At 44.0% G+C, this 13909-nt stretch carries 16 protein-coding genes and 1 pseudogene; 12 read left to right on the forward strand and 5 right to left on the reverse strand.

Features of this window, described 5'->3' with window-relative positions; genetic code table 11:
* Positions 1–9: 9 nt before the first annotated feature.
* Together V2H45_RS08985 and cobT are read left to right on the forward strand one after the other, a co-directional pair.
* Positions 10–153 carry a DUF2256 domain-containing protein gene (locus V2H45_RS08985; protein WP_330483296.1) on the forward strand — a complete coding sequence of 48 codons (144 nt, stop codon included), beginning with the start codon at positions 10–12 and terminating at the stop codon, positions 151–153.
* On the forward strand, positions 150–1229 hold the full coding sequence (gene cobT, locus V2H45_RS08990) for a nicotinate mononucleotide-dependent phosphoribosyltransferase CobT (protein ID WP_330483297.1): 1080 nt from the start codon (positions 150–152) through the stop codon (positions 1227–1229). Before V2H45_RS08985 ends, cobT begins: the two co-directional genes overlap by 4 nt.
* Here cobT and V2H45_RS08995 read toward each other — a convergent pair.
* Positions 1226–1759 (reverse strand): DUF2808 domain-containing protein, encoded by a 534-nt coding sequence (locus tag V2H45_RS08995; protein WP_330483298.1) that lies wholly within the window; start codon positions 1757–1759, stop codon positions 1226–1228. The genes cobT and V2H45_RS08995 overlap by 4 nt on opposite strands.
* A gap of 13 nt (positions 1760–1772) precedes the next feature.
* Here V2H45_RS08995 and V2H45_RS09000 point away from each other — a divergent pair, with 13 nt between their 5' ends.
* The 9 genes from V2H45_RS09000 (at position 1773) to V2H45_RS09040 (ending at position 9517) form a co-directional block, all read left to right on the forward strand.
* Complete coding sequence (locus V2H45_RS09000; RefSeq protein WP_330483299.1) at positions 1773–1937, forward strand: hypothetical protein; 165 nt, start codon at positions 1773–1775, stop codon at positions 1935–1937.
* Between the two features lie 128 nt (positions 1938–2065).
* The gene (locus V2H45_RS09005; protein WP_330483300.1) at positions 2066–3214 is read left to right on the forward strand and encodes a hypothetical protein; all 1149 of its coding nucleotides are present in this window, start codon (positions 2066–2068) and stop codon (positions 3212–3214) included.
* Positions 3215–3282: 68 nt separating this feature from the next.
* Positions 3283–4116: a SirB1 family protein gene (locus V2H45_RS09010; RefSeq protein WP_330483301.1), complete on the forward strand. Its 834-nt coding sequence runs from the start codon at positions 3283–3285 to the stop codon at positions 4114–4116.
* 381 nt (positions 4117–4497) lie between these two features.
* On the forward strand, positions 4498–5049 hold the full coding sequence (locus V2H45_RS09015) for a type IV pilin protein (protein ID WP_330483302.1): 552 nt from the start codon (positions 4498–4500) through the stop codon (positions 5047–5049).
* Positions 5050–5326: 277 nt separating this feature from the next.
* On the forward strand, positions 5327–6754 hold the full coding sequence (locus tag V2H45_RS09020) for a hypothetical protein (RefSeq protein ID WP_330483303.1): 1428 nt from the start codon (positions 5327–5329) through the stop codon (positions 6752–6754).
* Positions 6755–6761: 7 nt separating this feature from the next.
* Positions 6762–8198 carry a RecQ family ATP-dependent DNA helicase gene (locus V2H45_RS09025; protein WP_330483304.1) on the forward strand — a complete coding sequence of 479 codons (1437 nt, stop codon included), beginning with the start codon at positions 6762–6764 and terminating at the stop codon, positions 8196–8198.
* Positions 8199–8303: 105 nt separating this feature from the next.
* A complete protein-coding gene (locus V2H45_RS09030; RefSeq protein WP_330483305.1) occupies positions 8304–8582 on the forward strand; it encodes a hypothetical protein in 279 nt (92 codons plus the stop codon).
* A gap of 129 nt (positions 8583–8711) precedes the next feature.
* Entirely contained in the window at positions 8712–8993 is a 282-nt protein-coding gene (locus V2H45_RS09035) for a hypothetical protein (protein WP_330483306.1), read from the forward strand.
* A gap of 5 nt (positions 8994–8998) precedes the next feature.
* Entirely contained in the window at positions 8999–9517 is a 519-nt protein-coding gene (locus tag V2H45_RS09040) for a hypothetical protein (protein ID WP_330483307.1), read from the forward strand.
* 15 nt (positions 9518–9532) lie between these two features.
* Here V2H45_RS09040 and V2H45_RS09045 read toward each other — a convergent pair whose 3' ends face one another.
* The 4 genes from V2H45_RS09045 to V2H45_RS09060 all read right to left on the reverse strand — a co-directional run bounded on the left by V2H45_RS09045 (position 9533) and on the right by V2H45_RS09060 (position 13245).
* A complete protein-coding gene (locus V2H45_RS09045; RefSeq protein ID WP_330483308.1) occupies positions 9533–10723 on the reverse strand; it encodes an NAD(P)/FAD-dependent oxidoreductase in 1191 nt (396 codons plus the stop codon).
* 130 nt (positions 10724–10853) lie between these two features.
* On the reverse strand, positions 10854–11060 hold the full coding sequence (locus V2H45_RS09050; RefSeq protein WP_330483309.1) for a hypothetical protein: 207 nt from the start codon (positions 11058–11060) through the stop codon (positions 10854–10856).
* Between the two features lie 153 nt (positions 11061–11213).
* Positions 11214–12308 carry a fatty acid desaturase gene (locus V2H45_RS09055; RefSeq protein ID WP_330483310.1) on the reverse strand — a complete coding sequence of 365 codons (1095 nt, stop codon included), beginning with the start codon at positions 12306–12308 and terminating at the stop codon, positions 11214–11216.
* A 355-nt stretch (positions 12309–12663) separates the two neighbouring features.
* The gene (locus V2H45_RS09060; RefSeq protein WP_330483311.1) at positions 12664–13245 is read right to left on the reverse strand and encodes a Uma2 family endonuclease; all 582 of its coding nucleotides are present in this window, start codon (positions 13243–13245) and stop codon (positions 12664–12666) included.
* 194 nt (positions 13246–13439) lie between these two features.
* On the opposite strand from V2H45_RS09060, the pseudogene V2H45_RS09065 reads away from it, so the two are divergent.
* Positions 13440–13859 (forward strand): annotated as a pseudogene (locus tag V2H45_RS09065) (Uma2 family endonuclease); the annotation flags it as partial.
* Positions 13860–13909 lie beyond the last annotated feature (50 nt).

Consider the following 13909-nt stretch of genomic DNA (forward strand, 5'->3'; position numbering starts at 1 on the left):
TAAATTCCCATGAGCTACAAGGGCAATAAAGCTAACTTACCCAGTAAGACTTGTTTGGTTTGCGATCGCCCTTTTACTTGGCGAAAAAAATGGGCAGATTGCTGGGATGAGGTTAAATATTGCAGCGATCGCTGCCGCAAGCATAAGAAATGATCGAAGCCTATACCCAACTAGACCAAGCACAGGCGTGGCTGCAAAAATATAAAGGACAGAAACCTGTATTCGCTTGCGTTTTAGGGTTTACAGATACGGGGCTGATTCCGCATATTTCCGCAGCAGGGGCAACACCAGACGATCGCAAATACACCGCGATCGCCGATGCTGAGTTTCTAGCCACAGGTCAAGCGATTCAGTTTCCTTTACCCCCTTTACCCGCAGGAGCCTCCCCTGTATTAATTTCCCGTGCCGTCCTTGCAGGTCAAGCCCTGCCCCACTACATTTTTAATGCGGGGTTACCCATACCCCCAACAGTTCCACATATCGATCTACAGGGCGAGCCAGCCAAGTGTCTCAGTACGGGGCAAGCGCTTAGCATCAAAATCGTCAACCGTCTATGGGAACAGGGACTAGTATGGGGCAAGCAACTGACGCAGGCAGGTGCCTATGTGATTTTGGCTGAATGTGTTGTGGGTGGCACGACGACAGCTTTAGCTGTTTTGACCGCATTAGGAATTAATGCCAAAGATAAGGTGAATAGTTCGCACCCTACTTGCAACCACGCGCAAAAATGGCAACTGGTACAACAGGGCATACAAAATTTGACTGACCTTCCCGCCGATCCTTTTACAGTAGTGGCAGCAGTGGGCGACCCCATGCAAATTGTGGTGGCAGGCATGGCGATCGCTGCTAGCCGCAAAGTCGGTGTGCTTTTAGCAGGAGGAACCCAAATGTTGGCAATCTATGCCCTAGTCAGAGCGATCTCCGCCCAAAGACAATTAGATTGGGATGCTACTCAAATCGTAGTAGGTACGACCCGCTGGGTAGCAGAAGACAAGACGGGGGACACCGTAGGTTTGGCAAACTTAATCGGTGATGTCCCTTTGATTGCCACTCAGTTAAGTTTTGAGGAATCCAAATATGCCCAGCTACGGGCTTACGAGCAGGGATTTGTCAAAGAGGGCGTTGGTGCGGGAGGAGCCGCGATCGCGGCTCATTTATACCAAAACTGGACGCAAACACGATTGCTTAAAGCTGTTGAACAGCAATGGAGCCATTTAATCGGTGATTAATAAATTGTGACCAACCACTGACCTAAAAATTGAAACAAAGGATTTGCCTCTGTACCCAAAGCCTGAACCTCAAATCGAAACATCCCCGATCTAGAAGGATTGGTCACGCCAGTTGCCACAATCTCTAACTCTTGGTTGGGTTTGCTAGCGATCGGTTCTTGGAAAATAAAGCGAACGCTACGTACCTCGCGATCGACCAAAACCTCTCTAACCTTAACCTTTTGCTTGGTTTGGCGAATCACAATTTCCACATTGTCGGGGTCAATCGCACTGCCAAATCCTTCAGGATAGAGGACTTGTAACTCAGAAACTGCCTTATTTTTAGGCAATGGGGCAAAAAAGTTAATAGAGTTTAACCTATCATTGGGGCGCGTTGTCCGAATAACGTAGCCAAGCGTTGCTTCTTTACCAGCCCCAAACAAAACCAAATTATTTTGGGCCTGTGCAGATGAGGCGGTAAAAAGAGCGACTGGAAAAGCTGAGAGTGATGCGCAGGTTAATGTAGAAACTAGAAACGTACTGATTTTCATTGGTTTATTTAACTTGACTGATGTTTTTAAATTTTTAGAGCGATCGCATTGGACAGACTTCAATAGGCTTAACATAGAACATAAAAGTGAAGGCAAAGAAGCAACTAGGGCTCTATTTTGTGGCTTTCATGCCTATGCCTCTTCCGATCGACACCTTTATAACCAACACCTCAACTAATCGTACCGCCTCCTATTGACGTAGTACCAGTGTAAATTGTTCCATTTAAAACTCTAACCGATCCGCTCTAACGCTAAGATATAAATTGACTTTCCAATTCCATTTCCTGCTCTTGTGGCTTAATTGCTGTGGCTAAACTGTCGATCGCTGATAAAAAAGAAATTCTTCGTTTGTACTGTGAGACAGATGCGACTACAACGCAACTTGCCAAACAGTACGAAATTAGTTCGAGTACAGTCTTGAGATTGCTACAAGAACTAATTCCAGCCGAGGAATATAAACAAATCGTGGGGCAAAAGCAGTCTAAAGTAAAAAAATCTGCTGCTTCCCCTGCCGAGATTGTACCTTCAAGCGCTTTACCAAAAGCTAGTCCGCAAAAATCACCCCAGCCTAGAATTAATCAATTAAATCTAATCGATAATTTGAGCGATCCCCAACCCTCCTTTCATGGCGCATTTAAGTCCGCATTTGGTGCTCCATCTACTGAGCCAGACTTTGAACCAGGTTACCGAGAGGCTGTAGTAGTTAATCCGACAGTAACGACTCCACCCGTAGAAAAGATCATTGGTAAACCGATCACCAAACAAGCATTGCTCAAGCGCCAAGCTGAAGAGCTATTAGAAAGACAACAAGCAGAGTTACAAGAACGACTTCAGCAAGAATTGTATGTGACCGATACACCAGCGATCGCCTACAATGCCCCAGCCCCCCAAGATTCTGTTCTAGCATCAGAGGTTGGTAATGATTTAGGGGTCGATCCAGAAGTTTTGTTGAGTGAGATCAACAACGAAATTATCGTCGAGGGCAGCGTCGATGATGAATTTGATGAGGATGAAGAAGAAGATGGCGACGACTCCGATCTTTTAGATGAAGACGATCTAGATGAAGACTTTGAAGAAGATGACGAGTCCGATGGTGAATTTGAAGATATCTCTGCATTTGTAGGAGGCGATCCTGTTGATGCGAGTGTAAAGCTCAATATTCTTCCCTTAGAAGATGCAGAATTGCCATCAACCTGCTACATGGTTGTAGATAAGTCAGCGGAAATTATTACCCGACCTCTGCGTGATTTTAAGGAATTGGGACTGATTCCCCCTGAGGAAAATCAGGCTCGAACCGTGGCACTATTTGATAACCATCGCATCGCTCGTAGATTTTCTAACCAAAATCAGCGTGTAATCAAGTTTCCTGGCGATCTGATCTATGCCACCCACGAAAAGTTAGCTCAAAAGGGAATTACGCGCCTATTGTTTGGCGGTCATGTCTATGCGCTCTAGTGTATCTTTAGCAATCTTTGGGAAAAGCAGCGCATAAATTGCTGCGAGAGGTTTTTGACAGACAATCTATGACCACATTCAATCTTTCGCCTGCGCGACAAAAATTTTGGCAAGTTTCAAGAGTGCCTGAGTCAGACATGACGAACGAGCATTTGCTTGAGGGGGCATTGGCGATCGCTTGGGAAGAATATCCTCGCATCGATCTTGCCTTTTATCGCGCCGAGATCGATCGCATGGCAGAACATTTACGTCCTCGCACCGAACATCTCATCTATCCTCTAAAAATCATTGGAGAGATTAATCAGTACCTGTTCGCAGAAAAAAAATTTCACGGCAACGAAACCGATTACTACGCTCCGCGTAACAGTTTTATTACCGATGTAATCGAACATCGCTCTGGCATTCCAATTACGCTCTCGATTGTCTATATGGCGATCGCCGATCGCATTGGCTTCCCATTTACAGGGGTGAGTCTTCCTGGTCATTTTATTATTCGTCCGCATCGTGAAGATGTGGAAATCTTTGTCGATCCTTTTCATCAAGGCGAGATTTTGTTTAAGCACGATTGCGCCACTCGTCTGGCTCAGGTCTATGGGGAAAACATGACCCTGCGCCCAGAGTATTTGGAACCTGTGGGCACGCGCAAGATTTTAGAACGCATGCTAACCAATCTCAAACATATCTATTTACGCCGAGGACAAGCCGAAAAAGCCCTTGCGGCGATCGAGAAGTTGCTGATGCTCTATCCCGATAATCCCATGCAACAGCGCGATCATGGATTACTTTGCTATCAACTACAACGATTTACTGAAGCTCGTCTCGATCTAGAAAACTATTTGGAAAGAATTCCCTACGCCGAAGATGCAGGCTTGATTGCAAAGCTGATTGAAGAAATGAATTAAAGTTTAAGCAAAGCCTTAACTAGATCCAGAGTTCCCATTTCGATTCTTGAGAATGGCTACTTCATCTCCACTTTTGCAAAATCGGTCTAATACCAATTTAATTAGGGATAGCAACAGATAGGAAATGCAAGACCGTGTAATTCTTATCAACATGCTAGATCTGTTACCCTCAGTCTTTAAATTGGTATAAATTTTCTGTGTATTGACGATTTATGCTTGATATCCCATACGATCGCTTACGGAACCTCTCAAACTAGAGCGATCGCGTTTTTACATCAAGTTTCTAACTGCTTGCTATGGAGAGATTGAAATTAAATAAAAAGGGGGTAAGTTGTATTTATGGGTGAAATGTAACTACTCTCAAATACAACGGGCAAAGTCATGAAATCTGAATTCAAAGTAAAATTTCTGCAATACCTGCTCAGCAGGAAAGACTCTGAAAAGGGCTTTACCTTAATTGAATTGCTGGTTGTTGTTATAATCATTGGTGTTTTGGCAGCGATCGCACTTCCTGCTTTCTTTAATCAAACGGCTAAAGCCAAACAATCGGAAGCTAGAACCTATGTGGGTTCTCTAAACAAGGGTCAACAGGCTTATTATTCTGAGAAGAGTAGATTTGCTCCTAATCTTGATGTTTTGGGGGTTGGCATCAAAACAACGACTACAAACTTTTCCTATACTTCGTCGGCAATTAACTCGACAGGTGGGACAAACGCTACAGCCTTGAGCGAAGCTCTTAGCCAACTTCCTGCTCTTAGATCCTATGCTGGAGTAGTTTCACTGTCTTTAGTAGCTGGTAGCAGTGATGTTACCAGCCTCGCGATTCTTTGTGAAAATAATCAGCCAGGAGCAGGTGGAGTATCTGCCAATGGTGGTACTTTACCAAACAATGCTCAGGGGTGTGGTGCAGGCACTCAGACTACTGGTCAGTAATGACACAAAAAAATCTTGTAAAAACTTGGCAAAATTTTCAAAAATCTAACCTATAATTATTTCTCATTAATTACAGTCGCTAGTACGTTAGTTTTTTTTGGGTTATAGATACCTTCATAGTTAGAAAGGATTATGTCCCAAACGTCGTATGCAAGATCTTGCGCAATGCGGACGAATTGAGTCATACAAACCTAAGATTGAGGATTTCCCCATAAAATCCTCAAAATCATTAGATATAACCAAATTTAAAAATTCTTATCGGAGCTAGGGGTATGTAATGTCTGGCTTTGCTTTTTCACAGCCAACTCCAAATCAATATACTGAAGAAATCACTGAACTTCAAACGGGAAGCATTGAGCAGATTCAGCAAAGGATCTATGGCTTTTTTTTGGAAATAGTTAGACGATATACGCCTGAGCAAGTTATACATCAGTTTGAAAATTTATTTATTCGGTACGAACAGGTTGACGATCCTGTGACATTTCGATCGCTGGGGCAGATCATCTTTTTCAATCAAGAAACAGAATTTAGGAACACGCTACTACGCTGCTGCTACATTCTGATTAATAATTGGCGGATTACTAGCAATTATCGTTATACCCATCTTCTGATTGGTCTTTTTTCCGATCCATCGATCGCTCAGCCCACCAAGACAACAAAGCTCAAGACTTTACGGATTTGGCTCCAAAACTTTGTTAACAGCCCTGACTATCAATCTCTACTGCTCTTTTTGGGGAGACCTAGTAGTTCCAGTCAATCTAAAACAAACTGGAGCGATCGTTTTACCTCTTATCTCTTGACCTCTCAATATGCCGATCTGAGCAAACCAGTAGAACAGAGGCAAATTGCCGATGCGCTCTCTCGCAAAATCAAGAAGCAATTTAAATTCGATCTAGCCATGTACACTGCTCGTCTCGGTCGAAAGACAGCCTCTGCGGGAACCGATCTACAGTCAAACTCACGTCTAAGTTCTCAATCTAAACCACAGGAAAACCCAACTAGCCTCGGGGATAGCATTCTTAATCTCGTGAAAACGATTTTAACGAGGCAAGGAAGTACTAGCTATAAAAATCTAGCCCATCAATTTTTAGAGCAACTTAAAGGAGTTACATTCCAAGAATTTAAGCAGAAATTTTTAGAGTATCTAGATCTTCCTAACTATGATGCTGAGATATCTGAGCTTTTTCAGTTTGGGTTCGTTGAGAAAATTACGCAGTTTCACACAAGCTGCGATCGCCAAATTGTGATGTTTGGATTGATTCAAACAACCTGTAAACGCGCGATCCAGCTTCTCACCATTGACGAGCAAAAAAATCCCTCTGATTTATTTTACTTCCTACTGACTCGCGATAATCCCATGCCCTTGGTGATTATGTTACTTAAAATCATTCTCTTACGTCGAGAGAGTCGATTGCACCTTGAGACCTGTATTGCCGAGCTAATTAAATTTTATAGCCAATATCCTGAAGACGAGTGTCGTGGTTTTGTTAATTTTCTGGATATTCTTAACGTCACCCTTGCCATTTATGAAGATGATACGGACTATAGTATCGTTCGCATGACGGAATCTAGCGAAACCACAACGGATGAGTCAGATACTGACGATTATCGTGTTTTCTCCATCGTCAAGCGCCCCAGACCGATGTCCAAAAATATATCCGAAAGTCTGGCTAAGCTCTCTCAAAAGAAAAAATCAACTTCTTAGACATCTGATGTTGCCTCCCTCTGTTTTGCAGACCTTTCAAAAAGTATGGGGATATTCTGATTTCCGTCCACCACAAGCGGAGATTATTGAGAATCTATTATGCGATCGCGATAGTTTAGTTCTATTGGCAACGGGTGGAGGGAAGTCAATTTGCTTTCAACTTCCCGCAATTTTAAAGCAGGGTTTAACGATTGTAATTTCGCCACTTTTGGCATTAATGGAAGATCAAGTCCAAGATTTACAGAGACGCGAACTTCCTGCCGCCACCTTACATAGTAACCTGACCAGTCGAGAACGCCATCAAGTTCTGCAAAAATTACCACACCTGCGATTGCTGTATGTTTCGCCAGAAACGCTTTTGAGTCAACCCGTATGGGAACGACTCTGCGCGCCTACCCTCGCGATCGCAGGAATCATGGTTGATGAAGCCCATTGCCTCGTGCAGTGGGGAGATACCTTTCGACCTACCTATCGCCGTTTGGGATCCGTGCGTTCTGCTTTGATGCAACATAAGCCACCAGAGCATTCCAGAATTGCGATCGCGGCGTTTACCGCCACTGCCAATTCTCATGCCCAGGCTGAATTGATTTCCTGTCTGCAATTAGAACAGCCACAGGTGATTCGCACCAGCCCCTATCGTGCCAATTTAAGTTTAAACGTAGCGATCGCTTGGACACCCCTTTGCCGCAAACATCAAACCGTTCGCTTTATCCATTCTCAGAAAGGTCAAACGGGCTTGATCTACGTTCGCAGTCGGCGCGAGACGGAGGAACTCGCGGAATGGTTATCTACGCAATCTTTCCATACAGCCGCCTATCATGCAGGACTTCCCTCTGAGCAACGGCGTCAGATCGAAACAGCTTGGATAGAAGGTGAGTACCCCTTTGTGGTCTGTACGAGTGCTTTCGGGTTGGGGCTGAATAATCCGCGTACGCGCTGGGTTCTCCATTTTCAGGCTCCATTGACCCTTGCCGAGTACATTCAGGAAGTAGGAAGGGCGGGAAGAGATGGGAACCCTGCCACAGCCTTGATGTTAGTAAGCGAACCCACGGGGTTCTTAGACAATAGCGATCGCAACCGTCAGGATTTCTTTTTACAGCAGCAACAAAAACAATTGCAAAGAGCGCAGATGCTTTTGCCCAAATTACCCAGCAAGGGAAATTTCTCTGATGTTATCAAAGGAAATCCCGATATGGCACTAGTGTTAGGGATGTTGCATAGTGCGGGGAAATTAGTCTGGCATAGTCCGTTTGCCTACGAAATTCGGGCAGGAAATCACAAATTTGCCGAAATCGATCGCACGCCATTGCTCCAAATGCAGGCTTATATGAGTACTCGTCACTGTCGTTGGGCATTTTTGATGCAGGCTTTTGGGTTTGAGCGAGAAGCAAAAACTTTGCGGTGTGGCGTATGCGATCGCTGCTTGCAGCAAAATAAAAAGTGAGTGCAAAATCTAACACCTTGACTCTAAGGCAATAAATGGTAAAGTAACGCCCAAAAGCACAAAAAACGCCAAAAAGCGAAACCTCGATATGGAGGTAAACCCAAAATGAGCTCAGGCACAGATGATTCGCAAGGTCGAAGCGCGAAACAGCCAAATATCACCTTTTCACCTGACACAGACTTACTGGTTTGGTTGGTAGGATGTCGGCAAAATAACGAGATCATGTCTGATGTGATTAATCGCAAGTTACGAAAACTGATGAATATGGAACTTGCGGAAAGAGAACTGCGAAATCGACCGATTGTCCCGAGCACCGAGGATGCAGGTGAAGAAACTTCTATACAATCAGACTCTTCAGATCCGATTCAGCCCGAAATTGGATAACTCACCTAGTTGGCTGTATGAAATGTAGAATTTCTCCGAAATTCCTCACAAACAAATTATATAAATAGGTCGTTTAGATATTTAGGAGAATAAACAATCAAGCTATACAGATCAGTTAGCAAAGCAGAATTGGAAGATATCAGAGCTTATGGTGGATTCAGGATATGTCCTTCTGGATGCTCAATGGAGGTTAAGTGGTTTGCTGAGAATCTGGATGATGCTATGGAATGGGGAAATCGTTTTTATGGCGAGCAGATATTTTACGTTGTAACAGCCAGTATTCCCTCCGAGATTGCTAAAGAAATGTTTTATAATAAAAATCTAGATAATATAGGCAGCGCAATATGTATTGATGAAGATTTTTTAGATCAAATCAAACCACTTAAAGTAATACGAATTAAGAGGCGATAAAAATCATGGCTATTGCTACCTCACAAGTGAAGCCTTTTGCAACAGTTGAGCTTAGTTGGCTAAGTACTGCTCAAGGTGGAAGAAAAAGGGCAGTTAGTACGGTCGACTATGCTGCTACAGCATATTTTGCAGAGGGAGATAAGCAACTATTTAGTATTATTTTACATTTTCATACAAAGGTAGAAAGTGGTGTGAAAATCATTACTAGAATTGATCGCGCCGTGATGAATTTTCTTGCACCCGAAATCGCTGCTCCTCAACTGATGAAAGGCGTAGAATTTTATGTTACGGAAGGCGCCAGAGTGGTGGCAAAGGGGAAGGTTTTATCTGTTTGTCGTTCTCTAGCTAATACAATTTCCAATTCCAGTAAATTCTCTCGCAGATCGAAGACTTCACCTAGGAAAAGAAGAGTCAAAGTTGAGCCCTTATTAACAGAGAATGGAAGTAGTCGCCGAATAGTAAGAGCAGTGCCAAAAAAAGTGGATCGTAATACAGCTTTTGAGTATGAAGAGATCCCAATTTAAGGATAAAGCTTATGCCTAAATTCCAAAGCGCTGAGGCGATAGTTGTGACACGATCGCATTGCTGGCAAAAGCAGAGGATTGAGTAAATTCTCGCGCAAATCTCAAAGCTAAAGGAGGCACGTACACCAGAGGACTCGTAAAGCCAGAAAAAAGATAAATCTGTTCTAAGTCAGGCAAAGCGCCAACCAAGGGCAAACCATCATGGCTAAAAGCCACAAGGCAGTGATACCACGTTCCCTTTAGATCGGCAAGTTTTGGTAAGACCTGCCTAGCTTTTGCTCGAATTTCGTTCTCACTTTGAGTTGCATCGGGCAGTACGTTCGGATCGGTGAGCACGCGGCTTAGCTGTCCGAGTTTCATGGTGCGATCGCGAAATTGAATTGCCCCCACATCCACAGACGAAGGTAGTAACTCATGCCCTACCTCATCCCACAGTGGATCGATGGTGGCTTTGCTAGCATCTGCTTCGAGTTGACAGCGTTTGGTATCGGCGGGCATTACCATTGTCCGCAGTTCTAGATCGGTGGGTTCCGTTTCGATGAGTTCCGCATGGGTAAAGTAGATGCGAGAAGAGATACCTGAAGCTTTGAGCAGCGATCGCGACAAGCCACCCGCACAAACTACGGTATTCGCGCTACGATAGGCTTGCTGTTGGGTAGTAACGCCTACAATCTTATGACCAACTCGATCGAGCTTTACCACGGTCTCGCAAACAATCTCTCCTCCTAGCTGCACCAAGGCGTTTAAATAGGCTGAAACCAGTAGTGGTGGTTTAATGTGGGCATGACGAAATTGAATTGCCCCAGCGATCGCATCGGGATTGAGTAAGGGTTCTAGCTCACAGGCATCTTGGGTGCTGAGCAACTTGGGCGCAATGTAACAATTGGCATACTGAGCCAGAATTTCTGCTGGATTGCGATCGGCATCAATCGTCAATAATAAATCTAGTTCGCGGAATTCAATATCCGCATCAAGTTCTTGAGGTAGTTGTCGATGTCGCTCGATTCCCTCTATGCTAAGTTGCCGCGTTAATTCGCTCGTGCCAGTCCAATAAGAGATACCACCATAGCCAAAACGGGTCGCTCCGCTGAGAATGGAATTTTGCTCAAGGAGAAGAACAGAAAAACCAACTTTGGCTAACTCATAACTAAGCGCAGCCCCCGTGATACCACCACCAATTACTATCCAGTCGTAGAGTTTATTCATCAGAATTTTGTTCTCAAGTCGTCAGTTTTCAGTTTTCAGTTGTCTGAGATTGAACGCTAAGAGCTAATTACTAAAAGCCAATTACTAAAAGCCAATTACTAAAAGCCAATTACTAAAAGCTAGTAGCTGTTTACTGTTCGCCATTCATGGAGGCTTTTGCTAACTTAACCGCTGTCAGGAAACAGAAAACCGTGATTGGTAAACTAGCAACGAGGATTGACCATGTTGCTAGACTGCCCCATTGTGGTTCGCCCGAAGACAGTTCAAAAATACAGCCGACAAAAGCGATCGCTGTAATGATAGAAACCCCTAGAAGTAGCTGCGATTTGACGTACATAAAATGAAGTATATAAGAATTTATCGATCTATTATTAGCAGAAAACCTTTGAGAAAAGAAAAAAGAACTGGACAAGGAGCATCAACCCCTTATCCAGTTTCATTTATTTAGATGTAACTTTAGATTTCCAAATTTTAATTTGGCAATGGGAAATCATGGGTTCGAGAGTTCTTTTTTGGACTTTTGATAGATATTGCTGCCCGTGTCTGACACAAAGTGACAAGAGGCATAGGAATCTAAAAATGCACGCCAAATTGGAACCTTAGACTCGCGATAGTAAGAACCTAGTACGGGCTTGAGGGCAGTCGTTGCAGTCTTTAAATGGTAGTGAGGCATTCCAATAAAGATATGGTGAGCTACATGCGTACCAATATTATGGTGAATGTCATCGATAAAGCCATAGCTCCGATCGATCGTGGAGAGCGCTCCTTTGAGGAAGTACCAATCTTTGCCACGATACCAAGGAATATCCGCTTCTGTGTGGTGTAAATAGGTTACGAGGTCTAACCACATCACAAAGATGACATAGGGAACGATGTAGAACTTCAGCAAAAATACAAAGCCAAAGGTAAACCCGATATATCCTAAAAAGCCAACCATCAACACCCAAAGGGTGGTACTCGTAATGATGTCCCCTTTCTCAGAAGGACGGAACAGTGGGCTATTGGGAGAGAAGTGAGAACCATGTTCCCGATCGGGTGATCGCCCAAACAAATACAAAGGGTAAAGAAATAGAATCGACTCAAAACGTAGGAATTTCTCTAGCCATGTCATGCTGCGATATTTGCTCTCAGTGACAGGATACCAACTCTCATCCGTATCGATATTCCCAGTGTTTTGATGGTGGGTGCGATGGCTAATGCGCCAGCCATGATAGGGAACGAGAATGAGCGTGTGAGAGATGTGACCGATGAGGTTGTTGAGCCACTTTAATTTTGAAAAGGAACCATGTCCGCAGTCATGACCGACCACAAACAGCGCCCAAAACATAGTGCCAGCACTCGCCCAAAAAATCGGGTAAAACCACCAAGCATCAATCGTGTAAGCTGCCACATACAATGCTGCTACTACAAACATATCCCAAAAAAAATAGGCGAGCGATCGCCCAGTTGAGGGAATAAAGCATTCGGGAGGAATAGCGGCTTTGAGATCTTGAAAAGTAAATGGGAGTTCGGTTTGCTTTGTAGAAGATTCGTCTTCAAGGGGATTGTCTAGGTTTATCGGTTGATTTGTAAGTTGAAGTTGCACGTAAGTTCTAGATTGATTAGTAATAAACTCAAGTAACTAGCCCATCTTAAAGCTTTTTAATAGTTTTTAACAATTCTATGGGCTAGATCGCCTACATTAATTGCCTAATTCTCAATAGCCTCGACCTAGAACCCTCGTTTTTCATACCTATTCGCAATAGCTAGAATCTTTTGCCCCGATCGCTAAGTTATACGGTCGCAGCGATCTGAGGTTTGCAAAGCTTATAATTTCTAGGGTAAATGCAAGCATTATCTTCACCTAGATTGCTCACAGGCACAGATCTCTAGGCTGGGTTGTCCGATCCTAAAACTCAAGATTTGCGATCGCGCAGGTTCATCTAATCAAAGTACGTTTGCTACGATTGCCAAATCAAGTCTAGGCTGAGGACAAATTCGGGTAAAACATCTTCGCCTGAGAGGGTGGTAGGTGCTTGCAAGATTTCGATGGGTTGACCAATGCGATAGATTTCGACCTGCCGATCTTTGCGGTTAATCAGCCAGCCTAGCTTTGTGCCGTTGTCTCGATATTCTTGCATTTTGGCTTGGGTCGCTGACAGGCTATCGCTGGGGGACATGAGTTCGATCGCAAAGTCAGGACAAATTGGGGGGAATTTTGCTTGCTGTTCGGGGGTGAGTGCTGACCAACGTTCTTTGGCAATCCATGAGGCATCGGGCGATCGCATGGCTCCATTTGGCAAAATAAATCCTGTAGAGGAACCAAAGGTAAAGCCTAATTTTTGACGCTGATTCCAAAGCCATAAGTGACCGTTTAAGTCGGAACTATACATTCCAGTATTGCCACCTTCTGGAGCCATAATTGTCAGTTCTCCTCGAGCGCTGCGCTCAAATCTTAAATCGCGATTTTGTTGGCAGAGTTGCCAAAGTTTTTCGTCAGTGAGTTCAAAGATGGGATCTAGGCTGATGGTGAGGGCGTTCATAGAATGGCTACCTTTTGCGGCTGGGCAAGATCGCTCTTTTCATTATACAAAGCTTGTTGCAAGGCAATTCTCAATGAGTCGTGAGAGGCAATTCATAAATTGCCCCCACAGGTCTACGAGTGTGTTCCTGCCAAATACATCCCGATCGCTAAATCGAATGTAAAATTAGGGCAGAGTATTTCAGAGGTGCGATCGTGGTCGTTGCTCGTGTTAAACCAACATCGTCAAATGTCTCTCCAGAATCTAAATCGACCGAGGCAAAGGTTCGCATGACCCTAGAGGAATATCGTGCGATCGTAGAAACGGCGGAGGAACGATATGAATATTGCAACGGAGAAGCAATTGTTATGCCTGGAGGATCGCCCGCACACAGCAGAATAGCAGTAGATATCGCAACTTTTTTAAATATTGCTGTCCGCGATACTAATTTTCAGATTTACAATGGCGATCTGCGTATTTGGATTCCTAGTTTCGATTGTGGAACCTATGTCGATGTCTTTGCGATCGCTGGCGAGCCAGAATTTAATGCCGATCGCCAAGATGAAATTCTCAATCCTTTACTGATCGTTGAAGTTCTATCTCCCTCAACCGAAGCTTATGACCGTGGCGAAAAGGTAATTGCTCAACCTAGGTAAATTGACAAAAGCAGCAAAGCTGATAAAGT

Origin of the sequence: Tumidithrix elongata BACA0141 (genome assembly GCF_036349135.1) — a bacterium.
Taxonomy (GTDB): domain Bacteria; phylum Cyanobacteriota; class Cyanobacteriia; order Pseudanabaenales; family Pseudanabaenaceae; genus Tumidithrix; species Tumidithrix elongata.

Bases quoted from the DNA above. Each gene is read 5' to 3' on its own strand.
- V2H45_RS08985 (WP_330483296.1), top strand. From the start codon at position 10: ATGAGCTACAAGGGCAATAAAGCTAACTTACCCAGTAAGACTTGTTTG.
- cobT (WP_330483297.1), top strand. From the start codon at position 150: ATGATCGAAGCCTATACCCAACTAGACCAAGCACAGGCGTGGCTGCAA.
- V2H45_RS08995 (WP_330483298.1), bottom strand. From the start codon at position 1,759: ATGAAAATCAGTACGTTTCTAGTTTCTACATTAACCTGCGCATCACTC.
- V2H45_RS09010 (WP_330483301.1), top strand. From the start codon at position 3,283: ATGACCACATTCAATCTTTCGCCTGCGCGACAAAAATTTTGGCAAGTT.
- V2H45_RS09015 (WP_330483302.1), top strand. From the start codon at position 4,498: ATGAAATCTGAATTCAAAGTAAAATTTCTGCAATACCTGCTCAGCAGG.
- V2H45_RS09020 (WP_330483303.1), top strand. From the start codon at position 5,327: ATGTCTGGCTTTGCTTTTTCACAGCCAACTCCAAATCAATATACTGAA.
- V2H45_RS09025 (WP_330483304.1), top strand. From the start codon at position 6,762: ATGTTGCCTCCCTCTGTTTTGCAGACCTTTCAAAAAGTATGGGGATAT.
- V2H45_RS09030 (WP_330483305.1), top strand. From the start codon at position 8,304: ATGAGCTCAGGCACAGATGATTCGCAAGGTCGAAGCGCGAAACAGCCA.
- V2H45_RS09040 (WP_330483307.1), top strand. From the start codon at position 8,999: ATGGCTATTGCTACCTCACAAGTGAAGCCTTTTGCAACAGTTGAGCTT.
- V2H45_RS09045 (WP_330483308.1), bottom strand. From the start codon at position 10,723: ATGAATAAACTCTACGACTGGATAGTAATTGGTGGTGGTATCACGGGG.
- V2H45_RS09050 (WP_330483309.1), bottom strand. From the start codon at position 11,060: ATGTACGTCAAATCGCAGCTACTTCTAGGGGTTTCTATCATTACAGCG.
- V2H45_RS09060 (WP_330483311.1), bottom strand. From the start codon at position 13,245: ATGAACGCCCTCACCATCAGCCTAGATCCCATCTTTGAACTCACTGAC.